This window comes from Curtobacterium sp. C2H10 (assembly GCF_025407985.1).
In the GTDB taxonomy this organism is placed as follows: Bacteria; Actinomycetota; Actinomycetes; order Actinomycetales; family Microbacteriaceae; genus Curtobacterium.
On sequence record NZ_JABXGF010000027.1, the window covers coordinates 1 to 26,495 of the forward strand.

Here is a 26,495-nt window from a genome sequence, read left to right on the forward strand (position 1 = left end):
CGCGGCGGCCGCTCGGCGGCCGGTGCGTTCGGGCTTCGGCGCGCGAGGCGGCGCGGGCGTGCGTTCGGCCTTCGGTGCGCGCTCGGGCTTCGGCGTCCGCTCGCGGCGGGCCGGCTTGCGGGCTGCGGCGCGCTCGGCCTCGAGGGCGGCGCGACGGGACAGGTGCACCACCGGGGTGTCCGGGTGCTGGTCGAGTTCGCGTGCAGTCGTCATGGCCGCCCACCATTCTGCACGACTCTGTCGCTTTGTACAGGTCCTTTCGTGATCTCATCGTTACCGAAGTGCTGGGAGGCTGCTGATCCCACAGCCCGCCCCGGCCCCGGAGGCCGCCCGATCAGTAGTGTCCGCAGTGAGCGAGCGGAAAGGACCCTCCACATGGCCCGAACACCGCGCGAGCGGCACGAACCGGTCGACCTGGCGTCGGCGCACGTCGTGCTCGCCGGGACGCAGGAGCTCCTGCCGGTGCTCCGGACCGCTGCCGTCCGGGCCGGGGTCGACGCCGCCCGGATGCGCGTGGTCGGGGTGGACGACCTGCCCGACCCCGAGGAGACCTGGGACGCCGAACTCGCGGTCATCGCGATCCGTCGGCCCGGTGACGACCCGGCGTTCCACCGTGCGCACGAGGCCGCCGAGATGATCGACCCGCTGCTCGCGCCGCACGCGGTCCGGATCGTCGTGACGGTCTCGGGGCTGACCCGGCTCGCGCCGAAGGTCGAGCGGACGCTGACGTCCGAGGTGCTCCACCAGATCGGCGCGGCGTCGGCACCGTCCGGGTTCGAGCGGCCGTTCCGGAACTTCCGGATGCGCGTGGGACTCGCGGCCCTGAAGACCGCCGGCGTCCGGGTCTTCCGGGTGCGCATCGGCGAGTGACCGTCACCGTGCGGGAGCGCCCCTGAGCTCGAGGGCGATCTGCTCGGCGTCGAGGTTCTGCAGCATCGACTCGAGCACCTCGGCGTCGAAACTGCCGTCGTCGCGGGCGTCGAGGATCGCGGCGCGCTGCGCTTCGAGCACCGCCAGACGCCGGGCCTTCTCGCGCCCCATCCACGCCCGGAGTTCGGCGGGGTCGGTGGCCTCGAGCTCTTCCCGCGCGCGGGGTCCGGCCTCGCTCGTCCCGGGGACCTGCTCCGCCGCTGCCCGCATGAGCTCGAGGAGCCGCTTGCGTTCCTCAGTGTCCTGCGCGGCGGTGTCCGTCGTCGGCGCGGCGATGCGACGGAGGAGCGGCCCGATCGTCCCGCCCTGGACCACGAGCGACAGCAGGGCCACGGCGAACGCGACGAAGACGAGCAGTGACCGCTGGGGCGTGCCCTCGGGGAGCGTCTGGGCCGCCGCGACGGTCACCGCGCCGCGCATCCCCGCCCAGACCACCGCGGTGCCCTCCCGCCAGCCGAGCGGCGCCTTCGTGTAGTACGCGATGTCCGCCAGGGTGCGACGGACCCGCACCGCGAACCGGTCGAGTTCCCGTTCGGACGGCGCCCGGTTGCCCGGTCGGTGTTCGCGGATCACCTCGCTCATGGCGTCGCGGTCCTGCGCGTGCATATCCGCGAAGCGGGTCTGCATCCGTTCGCCGCGCTTGGCGCTGGCGGACAGGGCGAGCAGCAGCGGCACGACGTAGGCGGCCCGGACGAGGACGGTGAGCACGAGGGCGCCGACGGCGATGAGGAGCGCCGGCCCGATCCCGGCGTGCTGGTCCTGCACGTCGCCGAGGATCGACGCGAGCTGCAGCCCCATCGTCAGGAACACGGCACCCTCGAGCACGAGCTCGATCGTCTGCCAGTTCTGGGCGTCCGACAGCCGGTGCCCCGGGGGGAGCCTGCGCGGGCCGACGATGCCCGTGAACAGCCCCGCGACGACGGCCGCGACCAGGCCGGACCCCTCGAAGTGCTCGGTCGGGATCGCGGCGACGAACGGCACCGCGAAGGACAGCGCCGTGTTCACCGCGGCGTTCGGCACCCGGGACCGCACCCAGACGTTGAGCCAGCCGACGAACCAGCCGATGACGACGGCGATCGCGACCGCTCGGGCGAAGTCCCCGAGTGCGCCCCAGAACGAGAACGACGCGCCCGCGGCGAAGATCGCGGTGCGGAGCAGCACGAGCGCGGTCGCGTCGTTGAGCAGTGACTCGCCGTCGAGGATCGAGATCGCCCGCCGCGACACCGAGGTCTGCTTGACGATCGAGGTCGCGACGGCGTCGGTGGGGCTGACGATCGCCCCGAGCGCGATGCCCCACCAGAAGCCCAGCCCCGGGACGACCCACGCGAAGAAGAGCCCGAGCACCAGGCTCGACGCGACGACGAGCAGGACCGACAGGCCGCTGATCGCGCCGAACTCCCGCCGGAAGTTCATCGACGGCATCGACACCGCCGCCGAGTACAGCAACGGCGGCAGCACCCCCGCGAGGATCCACTCCGGTTCGATCCGGGCGTTCGGGATCCACGGCACGAGGCTCGCGGCGACGCCGACCGCGACGAGGACGAGCGGCGCGGCGACCCCGATGCGCGGGCCGAGCACGGCAGCACCCGCGATGGCGACCAGGGCGATCACGCCGATGACGAGGAGTTCGTTCACTCCCCCAGCGTGGCACCGTTCCGGGCGATCAGTCCCGGTCCGGCTCCGCGCTGTGGACCGCCGAGGCGTTGACCGCGTGGTGTGGAGGAACGACGTGGGCGACGACCGCGACACTGCCGGCGGCCAGGACGAGCGCGAGCGTGCCCGCGGTCACGGCGGTCCCGATCCGCCGCAACCGCGAGCCCGACCCGCGGTCCCGCGGCGCGAAGCGGGCGAGCCCACGACGCGGCGTCGGACCGACCAGCCACGGCCCGGAGCCGTCCTCGTCGTACGAGAACGGCCCGGACCCGTCCGGCGCGTACCGGTACGGCCCGCTGCCGTCCACGGCGTACGCCGAACGGAGGTCCTCCGCGGACCACCCGAAGTCCTCCGGTGTCTGCCGTGTCGTCGACATGCGCGCCTCCTGCGGTCGTGTGGTGCGGAAGACCACTCCACGCGACGTTCCTATGAGTCGACAGTGCGCCTCCAGGAAGCCATCCGAGCATCTGCTCCACGCAGGCGGCACCATGTATCTTGATGTCGAGACATCCCGTTGCGCGAGTAGCGTGGACGTACCGACGGTCGAACAAGGGAGTACCCGCCAGCATGGCCAAGATCATCTACACCCTCACGGACGAGGCGCCGTTCCTCGCCACCCACTCCTTCCTCCCGGTCATCCAGGCCTTCGCCGGCACCGCAGGTGTCGACGTCGAGACCCGCGACATCTCGCTCTCGGGCCGGATCATCGCCCAGTTCCCGGAGCGGCTCACCGCCGAGCAGCGCCTGGACGACGCCCTCGCCGAGCTCGGGGACCTCGCGAAGACCCCCGAGGCGAACATCATCAAGCTGCCGAACATCTCGGCGTCGATCCCGCAGCTCAAGGCCGCGATCAAGGAGCTCCAGGCGCAGGGCTACGACCTGCCGGACTACCCCGACGAGCCGACGACCGACGACGAGCGCGACGCCCGCGCCCGCTACGACCGCACCAAGGGCAGCGCCGTGAACCCGGTCCTGCGCGAGGGCAACTCCGACCGCCGCGCACCGCTCTCCGTCAAGAACTACGCCCGCAAGCACCCGCACCGCATGGGCGCCTGGAGCCACGACTCGAAGACGAACGTCGTGACGATGGGCACGGACGACTTCCGCTCGAACGAGCAGTCCTGGATCGCCCCCGCCGACGACGTCCTGACGATCGAGTTCGTCGGTGCCGACGGTGCGACCACGGTCCTCAAGCAGTCGATCCCCGTCCTCGCGGGCGAGGTCGTCGACGGCACGGTGCTGCACGTCCGGGCGCTCGAGGCCTTCCTGCAGGACCAGATCCGCGCGGCGCAGGAGCAGGGCATCCTGTTCTCGGTGCACCTCAAGGCCACGATGATGAAGGTCTCCGACCCGATCATCTTCGGCCACGTCATCCGGGCGTTCTTCCCGAGCGTCTTCGAGCGCTTCGGCGCCGACCTCGCCGCCGCCGGGCTCAACCCGAACGACGGCCTCGGCTCGATCCTCGCCGGGCTCGACGCGGTCCCGAACGGTGCGGAGATCAAGCAGGCGTTCGCGGACGGGATCGACGCGGGCCCCGAGCTCGCGATGGTCGACTCCGACAAGGGCATCACGAACCTGCACGTCCCGAGCGACGTCATCGTGGACGCCTCCATGCCCGCGATGATCCGCACCTCGGGCCACATGTGGGGTCCGGACGGCGAGGAGCACGACACCCTCGCGGTCATCCCGGACTCGAGCTACGCCGGCATCTACCAGGCCACGATCGAGGACTGCCGTGCCAACGGTGCGTTCGACCCGGCCACCATGGGCTCGGTGCCGAACGTCGGCCTGATGGCGCAGAAGGCCGAGGAGTACGGCTCGCACGACAAGACCTTCGAGGTCCCGGCAGCCGGCCGCGTCCGCGTGGTCACGAGCGGCGGTGAGACGGTCATCGAGCACGAGGTCGAGGCCGGTGACATCTGGCGCGCCTGCCAGACCAAGGACGTCGCGATCCGCGACTGGGTGAAGCTCGCCGTGACGCGTGCCCGTGCGACCGGCTCCCCCGCGGTGTTCTGGCTCGACGAGACCCGTGCGCACGACGCGAACCTCATCGGCCTGGTGCGGACCTACCTCGCCGAGCAGGACACCGACGGGCTGCAGATCGAGATCCTCTCCCCCGAGGACGCGATGCGCTTCTCGCTCGAGCGCATCCGCCGCGGCGAGGACACCATCTCCGTCACGGGCAACGTGCTCCGCGACTACCTCACCGACCTGTTCCCGATCATGGAGCTCGGCACCTCGGCGAAGATGCTCTCCGTCGTCCCGCTCCTCGGCGGCGGCGGCCTGTTCGAGACCGGTGCCGGTGGTTCGGCGCCGAAGCACGTGCAGCAGCTCGTCGAGCAGAACTACCTGCGCTGGGACAGCCTCGGCGAGTTCCTGGCCCTCGCGGTCAGCCTCGAGCACCTCGCCGGTGTGACGGGCAACGAGCGGGCGAAGATCCTCGGCGAGACCCTCGACCGTGCGACCGGCACGTTCCTCGACGAGGACAAGTCGCCGGGGCGCAAGCTCGGGTCGATCGACAACCGCGGCAGCCACTTCTACCTGGCGAAGTACTGGGCCCAGGAGCTCGCGGCGCAGACGACCGACGCCCAGCTCGCCTCGGCGTTCGCCGAGATCGCGGCGACGCTCGACGAGCAGGAGTCGACGATCGTCGAGGAGCTGAACAGCGTGCAGGGGCACCCGGCGGACATCGGCGGCTACTACCGTCCGGACGACGCCAAGACGAGCGCCGTGATGCGCCCGTCCGCCACGTTGAACGGGATCCTCGCCGCGCTGTAGACGCGGGACGCACGAACAGGAGGCGCGGTGCCGGCTGGCACCGCGCCTCCTGTCCGTCGTGTGGTCGCGACCCGGGCCGCGCTTCGTGAGCAGGAACGGTCGGGTCCGCATCACGAACCCGACCGTTCCTGCTCACGAAGGCAGCGCGTCAGCCGCGGGACGGGACGGGCGGGCCGGCGGCCAGCAGCGCCACGAACACCAGGGCGACGGCCACGACGCCGATGAGGATCGACACCGCCGGGTGCCGCACCACGAAGAACAGCAGGCGGTCCCAGAAGCCGACGCGCCCCTCGGCACCACGGCGCCACGGACCCTCGAGCATCCCGCGCCGGGCCACGGCGACCTCGAACGGCACCGTCGCGTACGGCACGACGGCACTCGCCCACCCGAGCACGAGCGCTCCGGCCGACCACCGCTGGTTCACCGCGACGACGGTCGTCACGACGAGGTACGCCAGGAACACGAACCCGTGCACCCCGCCCCCGATCCGGACGCCCCAGTCGCCGGCACCGAGGCCGTACTTGAGCACCATCCCGGCGATGAGCATGGTCCAGGTCACGAGTTCGGCGACCGCGGCGGCGCGGAACAGGGAGCGGGGAGTCATGCGGACATCGTCGCGGACGCCTCCCGGGAAAGCCCCGACACTCCGGTGGTCGTATCGATTCGACGACCAGGCGGACTAGCGTGGGAGCCATGTCGACGCCGACCGAATCCCGTCCCCTGAACATCGTCGTCTGGAACGAGAACGTGCACGAGAGCCGGGGTGACGAGACCGTCGTCGGGCACTACCCCGACGGCATGCACACCGTGATCGCCGCCGCGCTCCGCGAGCACCACCCCGACGCGACCGTGAGCACGGCCACCCTGCAGGAGCCCGACCACGGCATCACCGCCGAGCGCCTGGCCACCACCGACGTCCTGTTCTGGTGGGGCCACGCCGCCCACGACGAGGTCAGCGACGCCGTCGTCGACCTCGTGGTCGATGCCGTGCACGCGGGCATGGGCCTCGTGGTGCTGCACTCCGGGCACTACTCGAAGCCGTTCAAGCGCCTGATGGGCACGACCTGCTCCCTGAAGTGGCGGAACGACGGGGAGCGCGAGCTCGTCTGGACCGTGGCGCCCGAGCACCCGATCGCCGCGGGCGTCCCGCACCCGATCGTCATCGACCGCCAGGAGATGTACGGCGAGTACTTCGACATCCCGCGCCCCGACGAGGAGGTCTTCCTGTCGACGTTCGCCGGCGGCGAGGTCTTCCGCTCGGGCGTCGCGTACCGCCGGGGCCTCGGGAGGGTCTTCTACTTCTCCCCCGGTGACCAGGAGTACCCGGTGTACCACCACCCGGACATCCAGCGGGTGCTGTCGAACGCGGCCGCGTGGGCGGCGCCGGTGTCCGAGCGACGCGAACTGACCGCCGACCCCCACCCGCGGGACTGGTTCCTGGGCGAGGGTGCGGGTAGACAGGACGGGTGACCCACCTCGACGCCGCAGCGCACCGGTCGGCCGTGGTCGAGGCGCTCGGCGTCCTCGGCAGCGGCCCCGAGGAGCGCTTCGACCGCATCACCCGCATGACGCAGGAGGCCTTCGGGGTCCCGCTGTCCTTCCTCAACCTCGTGCACGACGGGCTCGTCACGGCGCAGTCCACGCAGGGCTGGCGTCAGGGCGGCAGCGCTCCGGCGGAGCAGGTGTTCTGCTCGACGACGGTCCTGACCGACGAGCCGATGGTGGTGCCGGACGCGACGCTCGACCCGCGGTTCGCCCACCTCGCCGCGGTCACCGAGCAGGGCATCCGGTTCTACGCGGGCGCGCCGCTGTCGATGCTCGACGGCACGCGCGTCGGCACGCTCTGCATCATGGACGCGACGCCGCGCACGCTGACGGCCGAGGACATCGACCTGCTCCGCGACCTCGCGCGCTGGGCGGAGCGGGAGCTCGGGCACACGATCGAGCGCGACCGGGTCCGGCGGGTCGTGGAGGGCCTGGTCCCCGGATCCGTCGAAGTTCCGGGGTACTCGCTGGAGGTGCTGACGCTCCCCCGCGAGGACTCCGGTGACGTCGCGGACTGGCGGGTCGCCGCCGACGGCCGCCTGCACTGCACCGTCGGAGCCGTCCCGGCAGCCGGTCGCGCCTCGGCGCTCCTGGCAGCAGCGGTCCGGGCAGCCGTGATCGCGCGGACCGACGTCGACATGGAGACCGCGATCGTCGGCCTGGAGGCGCAGGTCGCCGCCGACCTGTCGGCTGCGGACACCGTCGGGTCGCTCTTCCACCTGCGGCTCGACCCCGCGTCGGGTCACGTCGTGTACGGGGACGCCGGGCACGGCCTCGCGGCCGTCGTGCGCGCGGACGGCGGTGCTGCGGTGCTCCGGTCGCACGACCTGCCGATCGGCCTGCAACCGGACGGGACGCCGCGGACCCCCGGCGCGCTCGACCTCGCGTCGGGAGACCGCGTCGTGCTGTGCACCGACGGACTGCTGGCCGCGGTCGGGGACCTCGACACGCTGATCGCATGGGTGCGAGGCGCCGACGACACCGCGAGCCTGGTCGACCGGGTCCGGGGTGTCGCCACGGCCGGCACGCTCCTCGTCCTCAGGCGCGACTGAGCGCGACGGGCCGCCAGCGCCCGCGACCGACCGCCCGCGCGTCAGCGCCCGCGGTCGTCAGCGCTGCGCGGGCTTCGCGGTCAGGGACACGACCAGCAGCGTCGCGAGCATCCCGAACCCGGCGAGCTCGATCCCGAGGCCGGCGAGCTGCCAGTAGGCGCTCCCCACGACCTGCGGCTGCGTGATCGACTCCGGCCACCACCCGTCGATGAGCGGGATCGACGCCGGGAACGGATCGAGGCCGAACACGACGAGCCCGCCGAGCAGGAGCACCACCCCGAGCGCCGCCATCGCACCCCGCGACCCTCGGAGCATCCGGGCGACGAGCGCCGCGGCGATGCCGGCCAGCCCGACCACGGCGATCGCGAACGCCAGCACGACGACGGTCTGCGGCGCCAGCGCGACCCAGTCGAGCACGGCGATCGGCAGCAGCAGCCACCGACCCGTCCGTGCCCATCGCACCGGGTTCCGCCATCCGTCCATGCCGGGAACCGTACGACAGCCGACCGGGGAGGTTCCCGGACGTCACCCGGACACCGCCTGGGACGGCCGCATCGGTACGCTTGCAGGATCATGGCGCAGGACGGTGGCACGCGGCAGCAGCGGGCGGTCGCCACCCGTGCCGCGATCCTCGACGCGGCGGCGGGCGAGTTCGACGAGCGCGGGTACCTCGGCACCTCGATGGACGCCGTCGCCGAGCGGGCCGGCCTCACCAAGGGTGCGCTGTACTTCCACTTCACGTCGAAGGCCGACCTCGCCGGCGCGGTGATCGCCCGGCAGCACGAGGTCTCCCGGCGGTACGGCGAGGCGGCGGCCGCCCGCGGGACGACCCCGCTCGAGGTGCTCATGTGGATGTCCCAGGGCCTCGCGTCGCAGATGATCCACGAGACCGTCGTGAGCGCCGGCATCCGTCTGTCCACCGAGGCCGCGACGGCGGACGTGGCCCGGCAGGACCCCTACGCCGACTGGATCGCCGTGGTGACCGACCTCGTCCGACAGGGGATCGACGCCGGCGAGGTCGACCCCGCGTGGGACCCGGAACTCGTCGGCCGCGTCGTCATCCCCGCGTACACGGGGGTGCAGACCGTCTCGGACGTCCTCGCCGACCGTGCGGACCTGTACGTCCGGCTCCGTGAGCTCTGGACGGTCCTGCTCGCGGCGATCGTCTCCGACCGGGTGCGCCCCGAGATCCCCCGGCTCGTCGCGCTCATCGCCCCGCTGCCCGACGACGCCTGACCCGACCGCCACGCGACGCGGGTCCCCCCATGGACACCCACGTCGCTGGTCCCTCGAGGCTACCGAGCGCCCATCCCGCCCGGCTCTCCCCAGTTCACGGGTGTGCGCGCCCCCGGCTACCCTGACCCGATGGCCACTCCCGCCGCCGAGGTCGACGTCGACGTCCCGCTCGTCGCCGCCCTGCTCCGCGACCAGCACCCGGACCTCGCGGACCTCCCGCTCGCGATCGTGGCGAGCGGCTGGGACAACGTCGTGGTCCGGCTCGGCGAGCTGCTCGCCGTGCGGCTCCCCCGCCGGGCGGCCGCCGCGGCGCTCATCGAGCACGAGCAGCGGTGGTTGCCGGAGATCGCGCACCGGGTGGCAGCGATCGTGCCCGTCCCCGATCCCGTCCGCACCGGACGCCCGGCCCTCGGGTACCCGTGGTCGTGGAGCGTCGTCCGCTGGCTGCCCGGTACCCCGGCGGGCGAACGCGCCGGCGGCGTGCACGTGGCCGAGGCGCTCGCCGCGTTCGTCGAGCTGCTGCACGTCCCCGCGCCGCCGGACGCCCCCGTGAACCCCGTCCGCGCGGTGCCGCTCGCCACGCGCAGCGACAGCGTCCTGACGCGACTCGCGACGGCGGACGTGCCCCGGGCCCGTGAACTCGCGGCAGTCTGGCGGACCGCGGCGGCGCTGCCCGCGTACGCCGGGCCTCCCGTCTGGGTGCACGGCGACCTGCACCCCTTCAACGTGCTCTTCGAGACGGCACCGGACGGCGGGACCCGCCTGTCGGCGGTCGTCGACTTCGGCGACGTGACGGCGGGCGACCCGGCCGTCGACCTCGCCACCGCGTGGCTCACGCTCGACCGGGAGGCGCGGCGCACCTTCCGCACGCGCATCGCGGCCGACGACGACACCTGGGAACGGGCGCGTGCCTGGGCCGTCTCGATCGGTTCGGCACTCCACCTGTCCGACGACCGCGCGTTCCGCGCCGTCGCACGCCGGGTGATCGGAGAAGTGCTGGACGACTGAGTCCGCGCGGGGCTATCGTGACCGCACCAATCCGTGCACGTGAAGATCGGAGGGGCCGTCATGACCCTCGAGTTCCGCGTCCAGCACGACGTCGCCACCGACGCCTCTCCCGTCCCGTCCACCCCGACCCGCACCGGCTTCCGCGGGCTCCTCGACCGGTTCTCCGCACGCCGTTCCGCTGCGCGCGACCGTCGCGTCGAGGCCCGGTTGCAGGAGCTGGACGACCTCGCCCGGCTGCTCTCCGGGGCGCGCGGCGTCATCGAACGGGGGTGGATCCAGCACGCGTGGTTCGCGTACGTCGACGAACACGGTCGGATGCGGAAGGCCTCCAGTGCCGCGGCGATGGACGTGCAGGGCCGCCCCCTCGTCGCCGCGTGCCTGGTCGGGTCCGTGGTCTCCGCTGCCGGTGGCCCGCACGCCGTGCACTCGCAGCAGGTCCAGCGCGCCCTCGACCTGGTGTGGCACGCCCTCGCCGTCGACGAGGGACAGCCGGTCCTCTGGTGCCCGGCGCCGGACGTCCGGATGGGACGGGTCCGCGACCTGACCAGCTGGAACGACGCCCCGGCGCGGAACTCCGGCGAGGTCGCCGGGCTCCTGCTCACCGCCGAACGCGTCGCCGTGCAGGAGTCGGAGCGCGTCCGCGAGCGTTCGGTGGCACGATCGAGGGCATGACGAGCGCCGACCCGATCCCCGAGGTCCACCCCGCACCGGCAGCACCGACCATCGCCTCGAGCGGCGGCTCGATGCTGTCGGACGAGGGGTCGACGACCGGCATCGACGCCGAGGTCCTCAAGCGGACGCTGCACCGGTACCTGCAGAAGCACCGCGCGGCACTGGTCGCCAAGCTCGACGGGCTCGCCGAACGGCAGGCGCGGTGGCCGGTCACGCCGACCGGGACGAACGTGCTCGGTCTCGTGAAGCACGTCGCGGGCGTGCAGGCCATGTACTTCGGCGAGGTCTTCGGACGCCCGCTGCCGGACCCGCCCGCCTGGCTCGAGTCCGAGGACGGCGACGACATGTACGCGACGCTCGACGAGACCCTGGACGACGTCGTCGCGTTCCACCACCGCAGTGCCGCGCACGCCGACGCCACGATCGAGGCGCTCGACCTCGACGCCCGCGGGGTCGTTCCCTGGTGGCCGGAGGACCGCCGACGGGTGACCCTGCACCGGATCCTCGTGCACATGGGGTACGAGACGGCCCGGCACGCGGGGCACGCCGACATCGTGCGCGAGATGCTCGACGGGCTCGCGGGTGACGGGGACGGCAACCTCGCCGAGAAGACCCCGGACGAGTGGGTCCTCTGGCGCGAGCACCTCGTCGACGTCGCCGAGCGGTCGGGACTCCGCGACCTCGGCGCATAGCCGACGAGTGCTCGGGATCGTTACCGTTCTCCCAGGGTCGGGGCGCTGCACCGGTCCTGACCGGGTGTTTCCGGCTTCGCGGATCTGCAGGGAGTCGCTCCGGCGCCGGTCCCCGGTTGTGCGGTGACCCGGCCCCCTGCGTAGGTTCGAACCCACTTGTGCCCCGACCCGTGGGCAGTTCGGCCGACCGGAGGGGAGCGTTCTGCGCGTGTTCCAGTACATCGGGGAGCGGTGGGACCAGATCTGGTTCGCGTCGTGGCAGCACTTCTCACTGGTCGTCCAGTGCACGGTGCTCGCGACGCTCATCGCCGTGGTCCTCGCCACACTCGTCTACCGCAGCGAACGGCTCACCTCCGTCGCGAACGGGGTCTCGGCGATCGGGCTGACGCTCCCGTCCTTCGCGGTCATCGGCCTGCTCATCGTGCCGCTCGGCTTCGGCGTCGTGCCGTCCGTGGTGACGGTCGTCTTCTTCGCGACGCTGCCGATCCTGCGCAACGCCGTCGTCGGCCTCGCCGAGATCCCGCCGACGGTCGTCGAGTCGGCGCGGGGCATCGGCATGAGCCGGTTCCGCACCCTGCTCCAGGTCGAGCTGCCGATGGCGTGGCCGATCATCCTCAGCGGTGTGCGGGTGTCCGCGCAGATGGTGATGGGCATCGCCGCGATCGCCGCCTACGCGCTCGGCCCCGGGCTCGGCGGCTTCATCTTCTCCGGGCTGTCCCGCCTCGGCGGTGCGAACGCCCTCTTCTCCGTGACGGTCGGGGTGGTGGGGGTCGTCCTGCTCGCCCTCGTCCTCGACGTGCTCCTCCTCGGCCTCGGCCGTCTGACCATCTCGAGAGGTATCCGTGTCCAGCACTGACTCCGCCACCACCACCGCTCCCGCCGGCGACGTCACCGGCCGCCGCATCCTGCTCGACGAGGTCACGAAGCGGTACCCCGGTCAGACGAAGCCCGCGGTCGACGGCATCACGCTCGAGATCCCGGCCGGCAAGATCGTCATGCTCGTCGGCCCGTCCGGCTGCGGCAAGACGACCACGCTCAAGATGATCAACCGCCTGATCGAACCGACCGAGGGACGCATCGTCGTCGGCGAGGACGACGTCACGGGGATCGACGCGGACGAGCTCCGTCGCCGCATGGGCTACGTGATCCAGGCCGGCGGGCTCTTCCCGCACATGACCGTGGCGGCGAACATCGCGATCGTCCCGAAGATGCTCGGGTGGTCGAAGGAGAAGATCGCGGCCCGCGTCGACGAGCTCCTCGACCTCGTCTCGCTCGACCCCGACACCTACCGCGACCGGTTCCCCCGCGAGCTCTCCGGCGGCCAGCAGCAGCGCGTCGGCGTCGCCCGGGCGCTCGCCGCGGACCCGCCCGTCCTGCTCATGGACGAGCCGTTCGGCGCGGTCGACCCGATCACCCGCCAGCGCCTGCAGGACGAGCTCCTCCGCATCCAGGAGGAGCTGCACAAGACGATCGTCATCGTGAGCCACGACTTCGACGAGGCCGTGAAGCTCGGCGACTGGATCGTGATCTTCACCGAGGGCGCCCACATCGTGCAGTACGACACCCCGGAGCGGATCCTCGCGGAGCCGGCGAACGAGTTCGTCGAGAACTTCATCGGGTCCGGCGCCGGGCTCAAGCAGCTCACGCTGAACCGGGTCCGCGACGTCGAGCTCGCCCCCGCGGTGACCTGCTCGCCGGGCGAGGAGGCGAAGGCCGTGCTGCAGCGCATGCAGGAGGCCGGTGGCCACGGGCACGCCGTCGTCGTCGACCGCCGACAGCGTCCGATCGGGTGGCCGACGCGTCGTCAGCTCGAGCGGCTCGACCGGATCCCGGAGGGCATCGAGCCCGACCTGCCCGTCGTGGGCGGGGCCGCCACCCTGAACGACGCGCTCGACACCATGCTCGTGTCGAGTGCCGGCGCCGCACTCGTGACCGGCCGCGGCGAGGCGTTCCAGGGCGTCATCACCGTCGAGACGGTCATGGACGCGATCACCCGGTCCCGCGCCGCCGCCGCCCAGGAGCAGGCGTACACGCCGGTCGGGACGAACACGAACCCGATCGAGACCATGCCGTCGTCGCCCGTGGTGGCGACCAGCGGGGAGGACCTGTGAGCGCGGTCGCCGCCGGGACGGGGACGGGCAGCCGCACCGGGTGGAAGGGCCTGCTCGTGCAGCCGATCGCCATCCTCGTCGTCCTCGCCGGGTTCGCGGTCTGGCTCGCCACGGCGGACCTCACGCCGACCGAGCGCACCACGCTCAACCCGGCGGACATCCTCGCGCTCACCGGGCAGCACCTCGTGCTGACCCTCGAGTCGACCGTGCTCGTGCTCGTGATCGGCATCCCGCTCGGCGTCCTGCTCACCCGCGGGCCGCTCCGTCGTGCGAGCGTGTACGTGCTCGCCGTCGCCAACTTCGGGCAGGCGGCACCGGCCGTCGGGCTCATCGTGCTGCTCGCCGCGTGGCTCGGCCTGAACTCGTGGTCGGCCGTCGTCGCCCTCGTGCTCTACGCGATCCTGCCGGTGCTCCGGAACACCATGATCGGCATCCAGAGCGTCGACTCGCGGTTGGTCGAGGCCGGGCGGGGCATGGGCATGAGCGCGTTCAGCGTGCTCATGAAGGTCGAGCTGCCGCTGGCCGTGCCGGTCATGCTCTCCGGCATCCGCACCGCGCTGGTGCTGCTCGTCGGCACCGCGAGCCTGGCGACGTTCGTCGGCGCCGGTGGCCTCGGACTGCTCATCACCACGGGCGTGAACCTGTTCCTGCCGAAGGTCCTCGTCTCCGGGGCGCTCCTCGTGGCGCTCCTCGCCCTGTCCATCGACTGGATCGGCCGCGTGGTCGAGACGGTCGCACGACCGAAGGGACTCCGATGACCCACGACGCCCCGAACGCGACCCACGACGTGCCGTGCGCCGATCTGCGGGGCGCACGCCGCGCCTCCCGTCCGACCGTCCGTCGCCGGGTCGCGACCGCCACCGCCGTGGCGGGCGCGGCCGCCCTCGTCCTGACCGGCTGCGGCCTGCAGCCGGCGACGTCCTTCGTCCCCGCCGCGGGCCCCGGTTCGATCCAGCGCATCGACGACCTGCCGGACGGCGCGCACATCACCGTGACCTCGAAGAACTTCACCGAGCAGCTCGTGCTCGGCAAGATCGCCGTGCTCGCCGCGAAGGCCGCCGGGTTCGACGTCACCGACGAGACGAACGTGCCGGGCAGCGTCGCCGTCCGCGAGCTGATGACCTCGCACGGCGCCGACTTCACGTACGAGTACACGGGCACGGCCTGGCTGACCTTCATGGGCCACAGCGAGGGCATCCCGGACAAGACCGAGCAGTGGGAAGCGGTGAAGCAGGAGGACGCCGGCAACGGCCTCACCTGGCTCGAGCCGGCGCCGATGAACAACACGTACGCCTTCGCCGTCCGCGACGAGGCCGTGGCGGAGCTCGGCGACATCACGACCCTCTCCGACATCACGAAGCTCCCCGTCAGCGATCGCACGTTCTGCGTCGAATCCGAGTTCAACTCCCGTGCCGACGGCTTCAAGCCGATGCTGAAGAAGTACGGGCTCGAGCTCGGCGGCTCGGGCGACAACGGCATCCCGACGAAGAACGTCAGCATCCTCGACACCGGCACGGTCTACACCGCGACCGATCGTGGCAAGTGCAACTTCGGTGAGGTCTTCACCACCGACGGCCGCATCAAGTCGCTCGGGCTCACCGTGCTCGAGGACGACAAGGGCTTCTTCCCGGCGTACAACGTCGCGCCCGTGCTCGACTCGGCGACGCTGAAGGAGTACCCGCAGCTCGAGGACGTCTACGACCAGATCTCGCCGAAGCTCACGGACGCCGTGCTGCAGGAGCTGAACCGGCAGGTCGACGTCGAGGGTCGGGAGCCCGCCGACGTCGCCTTCGACTGGATGGTCAAGGAGGGCTTCATCACGAAGCCGTGACGGGCGCGCGCGCCGCGCCGCGCGCCGCGCGCTCGCATCGTGAGCAGGAATGGTCGGGTCCTCGAGCGGCACCCGACCATTTCTGCTCACCATGCGGCGGACTACTGGCCCGTGATGCGACGGACGGGAGGCGCGTGGCGGCCCCGCCCCGCGCCTCCCGTCCGCTACTGGCCCGTGATGCGGGCCGCGGTGTCGCGGATCGTCGCGACCACCCGCGCGCGGACCTCCTCGGGATCCGACCCCTCGTGGCGCGCCGAGCTCCGCAGCCCGGTCATGCACATGCCGAGCAGCATCTCGGCCGCCTGGGGCGTGGCCGCGTCCGGACCCCAGGCCGGATCCCGCTCGAGGATCGTCCGGACCGCGCCCGTCATCGCCTCGGCGACCGAGGTCATCCGGGAGACCTGGCGGCGCATGAGCTGCGGGAAGCGCACGATCACCTCCTTCCGGGCGAGCCGCTCGTGCTCGTCACCGAAGGACTCCCCGAACACCAGGAACGCCAGGTCCACCACGGCCTGCGCCGCGGGCTCCCCCGCGACCGCGGCCAGGTGGGCGTCGAGCGTCTCGGGCGTGAGGTCGAGCTCGGTGTGCCCGAGGACCGCGTCCTCCTTGCTCTCGAAGTAGTTGAAGAACGTGCGCGGGGAGACCTCGGCGCGCGCGGCGATCTGCTCGATCGTGGTGCGGTCGATGTCCTGTTCGAGTGCGAGGGAGCGTGCCGCCTCGGCGATCCGGTGCCGGGTCTCGAGGCGTTTGCGGTCGCGGAGGCCCATCTCGGAGGCGGGCGCGGTGTCGGGCATGGCCCGACTGTAACCGGAACGTCACATCGTTTACAGCAAACGCAAACTTGCAGTCGTGCAGCGGACAGTACGGTGGGCGCATGACCACTCCCGTGCTCGAGGCCCGTGGCCTCGCCAGGACCTACGGCCGCGGCGCGACGCGGTTCGACGCGCTCAAGGGGGTGTCGCTGCAGGTGAACCAGGGCGAGAGCCTCGCGATCGTCGGCAAGTCCGGCTCCGGGAAGTCCACGCTCATGCACCTCCTCGCGCTGCTCGACAAGCCGTCGGCGGGCCAGGTGCTCCTCGACGGCACCGACGCCGCGACGCTCAGCGCGCGGCAGGTGAACCGCACGCGGAACAGCACCTTCGGGTTCGTCTTCCAGCAGTTCTTCCTCACGCCGAAGACCTCGGTGCTCGAGAACGTCGTGCTCCCGTTGAAGATCGCCGGCGTCTCCGGTGCCGAGCGGAAGCGCCGGGGCATGGCCGCACTCGACGCCCTCGGCCTTGCCGACAAGGCGAAGAACGACGCCAACGACCTGTCCGGCGGGCAGAAGCAGCGCGTGGTCATCGCGCGTGCACTGGTCGGGGAGCCGAGCGTCATCTTCGCGGACGAGCCGACCGGCAACCTCGACACGAACACGGGGCAGGTGGTCGAGGACATGCTCTTCGGGCTGCAGCGCGACCGGGGCATCACCCTCGTGGTCGTCACCCACGACGAGGAACTCGCCGAACGCTGCGACCGACGCGTCAACGTGCGCGACGGACTCATCGTGGGCGGGAGCGACGACGCCGTCGACGCGCCGGCCACCCACGGAAGGCACTCCGCATGAACGTCCTCGACCTCTTCCGCACCGCGGTCGCGAACACCTTCCGGTCGAAGCTGCGCACGACGCTGACGGTCATCGCGATCTTCATCGGCGCGTTCACGATCACCCTGACCTCGGCCATCGGTACGGGCGTCAGCAACTACATCGACACCCAGGTGGCCTCCATCGGCGACACCGGGTCGCTGACGATCACCAAGGCCGTCGAGTCGTCGACCGACTCCGGGCCGGCGAAGTACGACCCCGACGAGTCGAGCCAGAGCGTGGACCGCGGGCCGGCCTCGTTCGCGTACCTGTCCCAGTCGGACGTCGCGAAGATCACGGACGTCTCGGGGGTGAAGAGCGTCCGCCCCGCCGTCGCCCTGAGCACGAAGTGGGTCGAGTACGACGGGAAGGGCAAGTACGTCGTCGACATCGCCGCCAACGCCGGGGAGCTCGACGCCGACCTCGCCGCCGGGAAGCAGCTCGACGACGCGTCCTCCGCCGGCAACCAGGTGCTCCTGCCCACGAACTACCTGGAGAACCTCGGGCTCGGCAGCGCGAAGGCCGCCGTGGGCAAGGAGCTGACCGTCGCGGTCGACGACTACCAGGGCAAGGAGCACACCCTGACCGCCACGATCGCGGGGGTGCAGAACGAGTCGCTGTTCGGCGGCGGCGCCGGTGCGAACGCCGCGCTCACCGACGCGATGCAGGCCGCGCAGGAGACCGGCAAGCCCTCGTCGATCGCCACCTCGTACGCCAGCGCCACCGCCACGCTCGACAGCGGTGCGTCGGCCAGCAGCGTGAAGAGCGCCCTGTCGAAGGACGGCTACACCGGGCAGACCATCCAGGACCAGCTCGGCCAGTTCCAGACGGTCATCAACGGCATCGTCGGCGTGCTCAACGCCTTCGCCGTGATCGCGCTCGTCGCGGCCGGGTTCGGCATCATCAACACGCTGCTCATGAGCGTGCAGGAGCGCACGCGTGAGATCGGCCTGATGAAGGCGATGGGCATGGGCGGCGGGAAGGTCTACACGCTGTTCTCGCTCGAGGCCGTGTTCATCGGGTTCCTCGGCAGTGCGATCGGTGCGGGCGTGGCGATCCTGCTCGGGACGGGGATCTCGAACGTCCTCGCCGGGACCGTCCTCAAGGACCTGCCCGGGCTGCAGATCATGCAGTTCGCGCCGTCCTCGGTGATCACGATCATCCTCGTGGTGATGTTCATCGCCTTCCTCGCGGGCACGCTGCCGGCGCGTCGGGCGGCCCGGCAGAACCCGATCGAGGCGCTCCGGTACGAGTAGGCGCACGCGTGCCTAGTCTCTGAGGGGTGGCGGCGTTCGGACGGGACCTCGGGGACGGGTACACGCTGACGCTGCGCGACCTCACCACCGTCCGGCCGCTGCACGAGCTCGTCGTCGCGAACGCCGACCGGCTCCGTGCCGCGGAGCCGTGGGCGTGGCAGGAGCAGACCGTCGAGACGATCGGCCTGCACACTGAACACCTGCTCGGCCAGTACGCGATGGACCGCGCGCTGCCCTGCGTCATCCGGCAGGACGACCGGGTCGTGGGTGCCGCCTCGCTCGCCTTCGACCCGTACCTGGGGCAGGCATCGCTCGGCTACTGGGTGGACGCGGGCCAGGAGGGACGGGGTGTCGCCCGGCGTGCCGCCACCGTCCTCGTCGGGGTGGCCCGGGCGCGGGGCGCCGCGCGTGCCGAGATCCGGACGGCGGTCGACAACGTGCGCAGCCGGGGCCTCGCCGAGCGGCTCGGCTTCACGCACGAGGGCACCCTACGGAGCGCGATGCCGCTGGGGTCGGTGCGGGTGGACGTCGCCGTGTACGGCCTCGTGTTCTGAGCGGGCAGCCCCGGGGCCCAGGGCCGACCGGGTCAGCGGCCCTGCGTCGCGCCCGACCACACGGCGAACGCGCCGCCCACCACGAGCAGCACGAGCAGCAGGATCCACACCGCCAGTGCGACGAGGTTCAGGAAGATCCCCCACCCGGCACGCCCGCGGGCGAACGGTTCGCGGCTCCGCGAGGCGATGCCGAGGCACAGCCCGACGATCGGCGCGACGAACGTCCAGCCGGCGAGCAACGAGCAGACGCCGAGGACGAGACTCGCCGTGCCGAGCCCGGTGCGGGGGGATTCCGAGTACGTGACCATGCACCCGACGCTACGGGTCCGTGGGAGGCGGGTCGTCCCTCCAGGGCCTGATCCGGGTCCACCTGCGGACGGATGGTCACCGGACGCCGGTATCGTCGACTGCATGGCCTTGTTCGGACGACGCAGCAAGCACGACGTGCGCGACCGACCCGTCAGTCAGGTCGAACTGAAGCGCGCCGTCGACGAGGGCTTCCTCATCGCGAAGGCCGCGGTCACCATCGCCGTGGGCAACCGGATCATCACGAACGCCCTCCGCGACGAGGGGTACTTCGACCACGCCGTCATCGCCGACGCCGCGCGCGAGGAACTCCACCGCATGGCCGAGGAACAGCGCGGTGACGCTGCCCGGATGCGCGAGATCCGCTCGAGGTCGAGCAAGCAGAAGGGCCGTTCGCGGCACCAGCACGACTACCGCCGCGGTGACGACCTCAAGCTCCGCACGCGTGAGGCGACGTACGAGCAGCTCGCGACGATGCTCGACAAGCGCCGGGACGACCAGGGCTTCGTCGACGGCATCGTCCTCGCCGCCCGTGCCCGCGCCTGGGACGACATCGGCACGACCGTCGTCGGGCGGCTCGGGTGGGCGCAGCGTCCGGCGGACGACTACGAGGTCGGGCGGGACGACCGGCTGCAGCAGATGCTCGACGAGGACTTCGCGGCGCTGCTGGCGGAGCACCCGGTGGGATCGACCCCGGTGGACGCCGACGAGCCCGACGCAGCGGACGCGGGCGACGACGGGTCGGACCCGGCGGACCCGGACGCGGCGCGCGTCTGACCGGACCGGCCGTCGGAGCGCAGCGATCTCGACGGCGTTGCGGCCCGTCGCCGGCAACCGGCTTGCGCCTGATGCCCGGCACCTCGGTCCACGCGCTGCGGCTCGGAGCGGATCTGCTGAAGTCGTCCGCGCCGTGACCGTTCCGGTTCGCGGATCACGGGGTTCGCGAACCGGAACGGTCATCTGCAGAACCGGGAACGGCCCTGGAACGGACGCGATGACGGGCTGCACGCGGGGGGCGTCGCAGACCCGCGCCTCCAGGGCACCGAACGGTGCGGAGCGCGCCTCGATCACCGCTCGCCGTGAGGGGGAAGCGGGCGCGCTGCCCGAGACGGCGCGCAGCAGCGGTCCCTAGGCTCGGGGGCATGGTGGATGCGGTGGTCGTCGGAGCCGGACCGAACGGACTCGCGGCGGCGGTGACGCTCGCGCGTGCCGGGCTGTCGGTCGAGGTCGTCGAACGCGCCGACACGATCGGCGGTGGTGCGCGGACCGCCGAACTCACGCTGCCCGGGTTCCTGCACGACGTGTGCTCCGCCGTGCACCCGATGGCGCTGCAGTCCGAGTTCTTCCGGCGCTTCCGCCTCGAGGACCGCATCGAACTCCGCCTGCCCGAGGTCCAGTACGGGCACCCGCTCGACGGCGGCCGTGCCGGGATCGCGTACCAGGACCTCGCGCGCACCGCGGAGTCGCTCGGCATCGACGGCCCGGCGTTCCGGCAGCTCATGGCCCCCCTGTCCGACAACGCCGACCAGGTCGCCGACTTCGCCACCGGCGCCCTGCTGCACGTCCCGGGGCACCCGCTGAGCGTCCTCCGGTTCGGGTTGCGGGCGCTGGAGCAGGGCACGAGTGCGTGGAACCTCCGTTTCCGCGACGAGGTCGCCCCCGCCATGGTCTCCGGCGTCGCGGCCCACTCGATCCAGCACATGCCGTCCCTCGCCACGGCCGCCGCCGCGCTGTCCCTCGGCGCCTACGCGCACGCGCGGGGCTGGCCCGTCCCGATCGGCGGCAGCCAGGCGATCGTCGACGCGCTCGCCGCCGACCTCGTCGCGCACGGCGGCCGGATCGAGACCGGGCGCGAGGTCCGCTCGCTCGCCGACCTCACCCCGGCCAAGGCGGTGCTGTTCGACACGAGCGTCCCCGGGATGCTGCGGATCGCCGGGAAGCAGATCCCGACGCCGCGACGGGGCGCCCTCCGGCGCTTCCGGTTCGGCAACGCCGCCGCGAAGGTCGACTTCGCGCTCTCCGACCCGGTCCCGTGGACGAACGAGGCGCTCCGCCGTGCCGGCACGGTGCACATCGGCGGGACCCGCGCCGAGATCGCGGCCGCCGAGGGCGCGGTCGCACGCGGCCAGCACGCCGAGCGTCCGTACGTGCTCGGCTCGGAGCCCACCGTGGTCGACCCGAGCCGCGCGCCCGCGGGCAAGCACGTCTTCTGGGCGTACGCGCACGTCCCCGCCGGGTCGGACGTCGACCAGACCGAGGCGATCACGCGGCAGATCGAGCGGTTCGCGCCCGGCTTCCGAGACACCGTCCTGCAGTCGAGCAGCCGCACCGCGGTCGAGATGGGCGCGTACAACCCGAACTACGTCGGCGGTGACATCGCCGCGGGTGCCGCGAGCTTCTGGCAGCTGGTCAAGCGCCCGGTGCTGTCGTCCGACCCGTGGCGCATGGGCGGCGGCATGTACCTCTGCTCCGAGGCGTCCGCCCCCGGCCCCGGTGTGCACGGCATGGCCGGCTGGCACGCGGCCCGGAGCGCCCTGCGACACACGTTCGGGCTGCCCGAGCACGTCGATCTCACACCGGAGGACTGACCATGGCGAAGAACGTCCGCATCCTGCACTGCCGCCCGGAGGACGTCTTCGACGTGCTCGCGGACGGCTGGCTCTTCACGACGTGGGTCGTCGGCGCCTCGCGGATGCGCGGGCAGGACCCGGGCTGGCCAGCGGTCGGCACCCGCCTGCACCACTCGTTCGGCGTCTGGCCGCTCGTGATCGACGACGTGACGACGGTCCTCGAGTGGGACGCCCCGCACCGCATGGTCATCCAGCCGAAGGGGTGGCCCCTCGGCGAGGCCCGGGTCGAGCTCGTCGTCGAGGAGCACCGCCGCGGCTGCAAGGTCACCATCGTGGAGAACGCCGTGGCGGGGCCGGGCGCCTGGGTGCCGGACCTCCTGATGCAGCCGATGATCTGGATCCGCAACCGCGAGACGCTGCGGCGGCTCGGCTGGGTGGCCGCGGGTCGCATCGCGACGTCCTGAGGGCCGGGAGGCGCGGTGCGGGCCCGCACCGCGCCTCCCGTCCGTCCTGTGGTCGCCTCGGCACCGGCCCCGCGAACGGGGACGCTGTGGCGGGGTCCTGGGTCCGCCAGACTGACCGGGACATGCCCGCTGCACCCGACCACCGCCCCCTCCGGCCCCGACGCGCGACCCTCGTGGTCGGCCTGGCGCTGATCACCGCGACCGCCGTCTCCGGGTGCTCGCACCGAGCCGAGCCCGTGGGCCTCGACGATGCGTTCCCGGACTGGGCGAAGGGCGTGCAGGACCGCTGGGCGGGACAGCCGGGCGAACTCGGCAGCGGCACCGGCTCGAACGACTCGTCGAGCCGACTGTCCCTCGGCACCGGCGAGGACGGGGCACCTGCCCGGGTGAGGGTGTCGATCACGTGCCAGGGCGACGGCACCGTCCACATGGCGGTGTGGGCCGGCCGGATCGTGGACGGGGCCGAGAGCGGCAAGCGGCTCGCCTCGGGCGAGATCCGGTGCGGACACGACGAGGACCTGTACCTGCGCACCCGGAGCGAGTACGTCACCATCGGTCCGACGTCCGGGGACTCGACCGTCGGCTGGTACGCGGCCACCTACAGCGACCTCGCGGCGACCGCCGCCGACTGACCGCGGGGCCGGGGTACACACCGGTCCACCGCGTGCCCGACCGACCCGATCCGGTGCACATCCGGCTGCTTCCCCGAGCTGGTGCGGTTCGACGCGGCGCACGCGCCGGGGTGGGGTGCCGACCGGACCTGGCGAACGCCTCCGAGCAGCCTGAGCGATCGTCGGGACTCGTGGGACTGAGCGGACGTACAGGCCTACCGTCCCTCGGTGTCGGGCCGAGGGAGCCCGGCGCCGAGGGGGGTCGGGTCGTGCAGCACACGTACGGGCAGCAGTTCGCGGAGATCTACGACGACGTCTTCCCGCCGGACCCGGGCCTCGTCGAGGTGCTCGCTTCCAGCGCACCGGCGACGGCGCTCGAGCTCGGCGTGGGGACCGGTCGCGTGGCGATCCCGCTCGCGCAGCGGGGCATCACCGTCACCGGCGTCGACCTGTCCGCCGAGATGCTCGACCGGTGCCGCGACGGCGCCGACGACGCCGGCGTCGACCTCGACCTGGTGCAGGGCTCGATGACGGACCTCCGCCTCGGACGGCGGTTCGACCTGGTCTTCTGCGTCTGCGCGTCCATCTCGATGCTGCTGACCCGCGAGCACCAGCGCGAGACGCTCGCCACGGCGCGGGACCACCTCGCCGACGGCGGCCGGTTGGTCGTCGAGACGCACAACCCGGACGCGGTGCTCGGCCTGCACGGCGGACGTCGTCGTGAGACCTGGTTCGTCCCGTACCCGGGCGCCGGCCGTGGTCTGCAGACCTACGCGACCCTGGACGAGCCGACCGGCCTCTGGCAGGTCAGTCACCTGTGGCACGACGGCGGACGGACGACCATCGGGAACGAGGTGAGCCTCCTCACACCGGTCGAGGTCCTGACGGGCCTCGGTGCGGAGCTCGGGCTCGCCGTTCGGTCCGTGACGGGCGACCGGGACGGCGGTCCGGTGACGACGGAGTCCCCCACGTACACGGTCGAGTTCGAGGTGGCGTCGTGATCGGGTTCGTGGACCGCGTCGTCCGCAGTGTCGTCGACCGGTCGGCCGACCGCGGGAACGTGCTCGCCGCGACCGAGCGGGCCTCCGCGCTCGTGGTGCTGATGGGGAGTCTCGAGCACCTCGCGAACGCGGACAACCGCCGGACGGGCGGCCTGAACGACTGGACCCTGCTGCGGGGCTCCGCGCTCGTCCGCAACGAGCGACTGCGCCGCGTGCTCGACCGCGTCTACCGGCCCCGGGTAGTGACCGCGATGCACGGGCTCCGGGTGGCCGCCGCCCTCGTCCACCTGTCCCCGGTCCGCGACCGACACGTCCGCGCCGCGGCGTCCGCCGTCACGGTGCTCACCGGCTACGCACTCGGGCCGCTGCACCACAACGGCGGCGACGGCAGCGACCAGGCGGCGTTCTTCACGCAGGCGCTGTCGGGTGTGGCCCGGGCCTCCGGACGACCCGCGACGGTGGACACCGCGCTGTGGGCGGTCGCGAGCCAGGCGACGCTGTCGTACCTCGTCTCGGGGTGGGTGAAGCTGATGGGTGAGCCCTGGCGGAACGGCTCGGCGCTGCTCGGGGTGATGCGCACGCGGACCTACGGTTCGGAGTGGGTGTGGCGGGTCCTGCGCGACCGGCCGGCACTGGCGCGGGTGGGCGAGGTCGCCACGCTCGTCCTCGAGTGCGCGTTCCCGATCGTGTTCGTGCTCGGCCCGAGGATGCGCGTGGCGTACCTCGGCGCGATCGCCGGGATGCACCTCACCATCGCCGCGACCATGGGGCTCGGTCGGTTCCTCCCTGCGTTCCTCGCACTGCAGCCCGCGGTGCTCTACGTCACCGCGGACCGTCGATCGGTCGTGCCGCGTCGTCACGACGGGTTCCCGTGGGTCCTCGGCGTGATCGGGGCCGCGGTCGGGACGCAGGCCGTGGTCCGGCAGGTCGTGGACGCCCGGCGCAGTCGACGTCCCCGTGCCGGGCAGACCGTGGTCGAGACGCCCGCCGGATCGCGTCTGGCCGTGCGGTACCGGCCGGCGACCTCGGGCCCGGGTGCACCCCTGGTGGTGTTCGAGAACTCGCTCGTCGCGGTCCAGGAGTACTGGGACCCGATCATCGCGGAGCTCGGCGGCGACGTCGCCACGCTGACGTACGACCGTCCCGGAACCGGGGCGAGCACGGCTCCCGGTGCGACGCTCGCCACCTACGCTGAGGACCTCCGCTTCCTCGTCGGCCGCCACGCCGACGACGGACCCATCTGGCTCGTCGGGCACTCGTTCGGCGGGCACCTGCTCCGACGCCACGCGGCCGAGCTCGGGCGCGACGTCGCCGGGGTGGTCCTCCTCGACCCGACCACCGGTTTCGTGGACCGACCCGACGAGGACGTCCTGACCGCCGTCCGGTCGCTCACCGACGGCTTCCCGCTGATGGAGTGGTCCCTGCGGACCGGCTGGGGATGGCTGCTCGACGCCACGACCTGGGCGATCCCCGCACGCCAGGAACGGACCGACGACCTGAGCCCCGTGTACCGGAACGCCCGACTGTGGCGCACCGGCCGTGCGGAGTGGCAGGCGGCGGAGCCGGACCTCGTCGCCGACCGACCCGGACGCCGCATCCCCGAGGGTGCCGACGTGCTCGTCGTCACGGCGAGCACGAGCGACGAACTCCAACCGGCCGTGAGCGCCGCGCACGAACGCGTCGCGCACGAGCACGACGGTCGCCGCGAGGTCGTCCGGTCCACCCACGACGGCCTGCTCGTCCACCCCGGACCGGTCCGACGGGTCGGTGCACTCGTCCGCGAGGCGATCGGGGTGGACCGATGAGCCGCCGCAGTGACGGTCGGGCCCTGCCCCTCGCGATCGGCCTCGCGCTCTGGATCATCGCGACGGTCATCGGCCAGCACCCGAACCGTCGGTTCGACCGGGTCCGGCAGGTCGACACCGCCGCGCTGCTGATCCCGAACTGGCGCTTCTTCGCACCGATCCCCGCCTCGATGGACTTGGAGCTGCTGCACCGGTACCGGCAGGACGACGTGGTCAGCGAGTGGACGCGCACCAAGGACGTCGCAGCACGCCGGCTCCGGCACATGCTGTGGTTCCCGGACCGGCGGGTCGACAAGGGCCTGTTCGACGTGGTCGGACGGTTCCTGGTGGCAGCGGAACAGCTGCCGGACGGGTACGAGACGGGTGCCGACTACCGCGCGCTGCTCGCCTTCGTCCGCCGCGTCGTCGCCGCGCAGACCGGTGGTCGCGCCGATGCCGTCCAGTTCGCGATCGTCCGCACGGGCGGTCACGACGACACCGTGCCCGTCGAGGAGCTCTTCGCATCCCGACGGGAACCCATGCACGACGGGGACGGCCCCCGTCGGCAGCCGGACGCCGCCTCCGCAGCGTCCGCACGACCGAAGGAGGAGACCAGATGAACGCCAACACACGGACCGCGCTGTGGTTCGCAGCACCCGTCGTGCTCATCGCCATCGCGGTGGCGATACTCCTGTTCGACCTGCCCGGCTTCGCGTGGCTGTCGGTCCTGGTCGTGCTCGGCATCGCAGCCGCAGTCTTCGTCGTCTCGGCACGACGAGAGTGACCTCGGCCCACCGGGCCGGGAACCGGGCCCAGCGCC

General features: G+C 72.3%; 29 protein-coding genes and 1 pseudogene. 23 read left to right on the plus strand and 7 right to left on the minus strand.

Annotated elements, in window-relative coordinates; translation table 11 throughout:
- A pseudogene (locus HWD93_RS11145) lies at window positions 1–213 on the minus strand (hypothetical protein); the annotation flags it as partial.
- A gap of 162 nt (window positions 214–375) precedes the next feature.
- On the opposite strand from HWD93_RS11145, the gene HWD93_RS11150 reads away from it, so the two are divergent.
- Window positions 376–870 carry a hypothetical protein gene (locus tag HWD93_RS11150; RefSeq protein ID WP_070417557.1) on the plus strand — a complete coding sequence of 165 codons (495 nt, stop codon included), beginning with the start codon at window positions 376–378 and terminating at the stop codon, window positions 868–870.
- Between the two features lie 3 nt (window positions 871–873).
- Here HWD93_RS11150 and HWD93_RS19495 read toward each other — a convergent pair whose 3' ends face one another.
- Together HWD93_RS19495 and HWD93_RS11160 are read right to left on the minus strand one after the other, a co-directional pair.
- Window positions 874–2,565, minus strand: a complete 1,692-nt coding sequence (locus HWD93_RS19495; RefSeq protein WP_261646852.1) for a sodium:proton antiporter — start codon at window positions 2,563–2,565, stop codon at window positions 874–876.
- A gap of 28 nt (window positions 2,566–2,593) precedes the next feature.
- On the minus strand, window positions 2,594–2,959 hold the full coding sequence (locus HWD93_RS11160; protein WP_139219768.1) for a hypothetical protein: 366 nt from the start codon (window positions 2,957–2,959) through the stop codon (window positions 2,594–2,596).
- A 191-nt stretch (window positions 2,960–3,150) separates the two neighbouring features.
- Between HWD93_RS11160 and HWD93_RS11165 the strand changes: the two genes are divergently transcribed.
- The gene (locus HWD93_RS11165) at window positions 3,151–5,361 is read left to right on the plus strand and encodes an NADP-dependent isocitrate dehydrogenase (protein WP_070417560.1); all 2,211 of its coding nucleotides are present in this window, start codon (window positions 3,151–3,153) and stop codon (window positions 5,359–5,361) included.
- A 148-nt stretch (window positions 5,362–5,509) separates the two neighbouring features.
- Here HWD93_RS11165 and HWD93_RS11170 read toward each other — a convergent pair whose 3' ends face one another.
- Window positions 5,510–5,965: a DUF3817 domain-containing protein gene (locus tag HWD93_RS11170; protein WP_071294172.1), complete on the minus strand. Its 456-nt coding sequence runs from the start codon at window positions 5,963–5,965 to the stop codon at window positions 5,510–5,512.
- Window positions 5,966–6,054: 89 nt separating this feature from the next.
- Here HWD93_RS11170 and HWD93_RS11175 point away from each other — a divergent pair, with 89 nt between their 5' ends.
- Complete coding sequence (locus HWD93_RS11175) at window positions 6,055–6,831, plus strand: ThuA domain-containing protein (protein ID WP_254791796.1); 777 nt, start codon at window positions 6,055–6,057, stop codon at window positions 6,829–6,831.
- Window positions 6,828–7,958 (plus strand): GAF domain-containing protein, encoded by a 1,131-nt coding sequence (locus tag HWD93_RS19500; RefSeq protein WP_261646853.1) that lies wholly within the window; start codon window positions 6,828–6,830, stop codon window positions 7,956–7,958. Before HWD93_RS11175 ends, HWD93_RS19500 begins: the two co-directional genes overlap by 4 nt.
- 57 nt (window positions 7,959–8,015) lie before the next feature.
- Here the strand turns inward: HWD93_RS19500 and HWD93_RS11185 are convergent, their stop codons facing one another.
- Window positions 8,016–8,441, minus strand: coding sequence for a hypothetical protein (locus HWD93_RS11185; protein WP_070417563.1), 426 nt, complete (start codon window positions 8,439–8,441; stop codon window positions 8,016–8,018).
- Between the two features lie 90 nt (window positions 8,442–8,531).
- Here HWD93_RS11185 and HWD93_RS11190 point away from each other — a divergent pair, with 90 nt between their 5' ends.
- From HWD93_RS11190 to HWD93_RS11225, 8 genes are all read left to right on the plus strand, one after another.
- Window positions 8,532–9,194 carry a ScbR family autoregulator-binding transcription factor gene (locus HWD93_RS11190; RefSeq protein ID WP_261646854.1) on the plus strand — a complete coding sequence of 221 codons (663 nt, stop codon included), beginning with the start codon at window positions 8,532–8,534 and terminating at the stop codon, window positions 9,192–9,194.
- Window positions 9,195–9,323: 129 nt separating this feature from the next.
- Entirely contained in the window at window positions 9,324–10,202 is an 879-nt protein-coding gene (locus tag HWD93_RS11195; protein ID WP_261646855.1) for an aminoglycoside phosphotransferase family protein, read from the plus strand.
- A 60-nt stretch (window positions 10,203–10,262) separates the two neighbouring features.
- On the plus strand, window positions 10,263–10,874 hold the full coding sequence (locus tag HWD93_RS11200; protein WP_139199256.1) for a hypothetical protein: 612 nt from the start codon (window positions 10,263–10,265) through the stop codon (window positions 10,872–10,874).
- A complete protein-coding gene (locus HWD93_RS11205; RefSeq protein ID WP_261646856.1) occupies window positions 10,871–11,566 on the plus strand; it encodes a DinB family protein in 696 nt (231 codons plus the stop codon). The genes HWD93_RS11200 and HWD93_RS11205 overlap by 4 nt, the downstream gene beginning before the upstream one ends.
- 208 nt (window positions 11,567–11,774) lie before the next feature.
- Window positions 11,775–12,422: an ABC transporter permease gene (locus HWD93_RS11210; RefSeq protein ID WP_261646857.1), complete on the plus strand. Its 648-nt coding sequence runs from the start codon at window positions 11,775–11,777 to the stop codon at window positions 12,420–12,422.
- Window positions 12,409–13,677, plus strand: a complete 1,269-nt coding sequence (locus HWD93_RS11215; protein ID WP_070417569.1) for an ABC transporter ATP-binding protein — start codon at window positions 12,409–12,411, stop codon at window positions 13,675–13,677. Before HWD93_RS11210 ends, HWD93_RS11215 begins: the two co-directional genes overlap by 14 nt.
- Window positions 13,674–14,435 (plus strand): ABC transporter permease, encoded by a 762-nt coding sequence (locus tag HWD93_RS11220; protein WP_261646858.1) that lies wholly within the window; start codon window positions 13,674–13,676, stop codon window positions 14,433–14,435. The genes HWD93_RS11215 and HWD93_RS11220 overlap by 4 nt, the downstream gene beginning before the upstream one ends.
- Complete coding sequence (locus HWD93_RS11225) at window positions 14,432–15,508, plus strand: glycine betaine ABC transporter substrate-binding protein (RefSeq protein ID WP_261646859.1); 1,077 nt, start codon at window positions 14,432–14,434, stop codon at window positions 15,506–15,508. The genes HWD93_RS11220 and HWD93_RS11225 overlap by 4 nt, the downstream gene beginning before the upstream one ends.
- 164 nt (window positions 15,509–15,672) lie before the next feature.
- Here the strand turns inward: HWD93_RS11225 and HWD93_RS11230 are convergent, their stop codons facing one another.
- Window positions 15,673–16,302 carry a TetR/AcrR family transcriptional regulator gene (locus HWD93_RS11230; RefSeq protein ID WP_261646860.1) on the minus strand — a complete coding sequence of 210 codons (630 nt, stop codon included), beginning with the start codon at window positions 16,300–16,302 and terminating at the stop codon, window positions 15,673–15,675.
- A gap of 80 nt (window positions 16,303–16,382) precedes the next feature.
- Between HWD93_RS11230 and HWD93_RS11235 the strand changes: the two genes are divergently transcribed.
- The 3 genes from HWD93_RS11235 to HWD93_RS11245 are packed head-to-tail and all read left to right on the plus strand — an operon-like array spanning window position 16,383 to window position 18,939.
- Window positions 16,383–17,111 carry an ABC transporter ATP-binding protein gene (locus tag HWD93_RS11235; RefSeq protein ID WP_070417572.1) on the plus strand — a complete coding sequence of 243 codons (729 nt, stop codon included), beginning with the start codon at window positions 16,383–16,385 and terminating at the stop codon, window positions 17,109–17,111.
- Complete coding sequence (locus tag HWD93_RS11240; protein WP_261646861.1) at window positions 17,108–18,385, plus strand: ABC transporter permease; 1,278 nt, start codon at window positions 17,108–17,110, stop codon at window positions 18,383–18,385. The genes HWD93_RS11235 and HWD93_RS11240 overlap by 4 nt, the downstream gene beginning before the upstream one ends.
- Before the next feature lie 26 nt (window positions 18,386–18,411).
- The gene (locus tag HWD93_RS11245) at window positions 18,412–18,939 is read left to right on the plus strand and encodes a GNAT family N-acetyltransferase (RefSeq protein WP_261646862.1); all 528 of its coding nucleotides are present in this window, start codon (window positions 18,412–18,414) and stop codon (window positions 18,937–18,939) included.
- Window positions 18,940–18,971: 32 nt separating this feature from the next.
- Here the strand turns inward: HWD93_RS11245 and HWD93_RS11250 are convergent, their stop codons facing one another.
- Window positions 18,972–19,247, minus strand: a complete 276-nt coding sequence (locus HWD93_RS11250) for a hypothetical protein (RefSeq protein WP_261646863.1) — start codon at window positions 19,245–19,247, stop codon at window positions 18,972–18,974.
- A gap of 103 nt (window positions 19,248–19,350) precedes the next feature.
- Here HWD93_RS11250 and HWD93_RS11255 point away from each other — a divergent pair, with 103 nt between their 5' ends.
- The 8 genes from HWD93_RS11255 to HWD93_RS11290 all read left to right on the plus strand — a co-directional run bounded on the left by HWD93_RS11255 (window position 19,351) and on the right by HWD93_RS11290 (window position 26,459).
- Window positions 19,351–20,022, plus strand: coding sequence for a hypothetical protein (locus HWD93_RS11255; RefSeq protein ID WP_071294162.1), 672 nt, complete (start codon window positions 19,351–19,353; stop codon window positions 20,020–20,022).
- Window positions 20,023–20,387: 365 nt separating this feature from the next.
- Window positions 20,388–21,833 carry an NAD(P)/FAD-dependent oxidoreductase gene (locus HWD93_RS11260; protein WP_261646864.1) on the plus strand — a complete coding sequence of 482 codons (1,446 nt, stop codon included), beginning with the start codon at window positions 20,388–20,390 and terminating at the stop codon, window positions 21,831–21,833.
- A 2-nt stretch (window positions 21,834–21,835) separates the two neighbouring features.
- The gene (locus HWD93_RS11265; RefSeq protein ID WP_071294160.1) at window positions 21,836–22,279 is read left to right on the plus strand and encodes an SRPBCC family protein; all 444 of its coding nucleotides are present in this window, start codon (window positions 21,836–21,838) and stop codon (window positions 22,277–22,279) included.
- A gap of 122 nt (window positions 22,280–22,401) precedes the next feature.
- Complete coding sequence (locus tag HWD93_RS11270) at window positions 22,402–22,911, plus strand: hypothetical protein (protein WP_156794814.1); 510 nt, start codon at window positions 22,402–22,404, stop codon at window positions 22,909–22,911.
- A 248-nt stretch (window positions 22,912–23,159) separates the two neighbouring features.
- On the plus strand, window positions 23,160–23,891 hold the full coding sequence (locus tag HWD93_RS11275) for a class I SAM-dependent methyltransferase (RefSeq protein ID WP_261646865.1): 732 nt from the start codon (window positions 23,160–23,162) through the stop codon (window positions 23,889–23,891).
- Window positions 23,888–25,696 carry an alpha/beta fold hydrolase gene (locus HWD93_RS19505; protein ID WP_261646866.1) on the plus strand — a complete coding sequence of 603 codons (1,809 nt, stop codon included), beginning with the start codon at window positions 23,888–23,890 and terminating at the stop codon, window positions 25,694–25,696. Before HWD93_RS11275 ends, HWD93_RS19505 begins: the two co-directional genes overlap by 4 nt.
- The gene (locus HWD93_RS11285; protein ID WP_261646867.1) at window positions 25,693–26,295 is read left to right on the plus strand and encodes a hypothetical protein; all 603 of its coding nucleotides are present in this window, start codon (window positions 25,693–25,695) and stop codon (window positions 26,293–26,295) included. The genes HWD93_RS19505 and HWD93_RS11285 overlap by 4 nt, the downstream gene beginning before the upstream one ends.
- Window positions 26,292–26,459, plus strand: coding sequence for a hypothetical protein (locus HWD93_RS11290; protein WP_022905510.1), 168 nt, complete (start codon window positions 26,292–26,294; stop codon window positions 26,457–26,459). Before HWD93_RS11285 ends, HWD93_RS11290 begins: the two co-directional genes overlap by 4 nt.
- The last annotated feature ends 36 nt before the right edge of the window (window positions 26,460–26,495 follow it).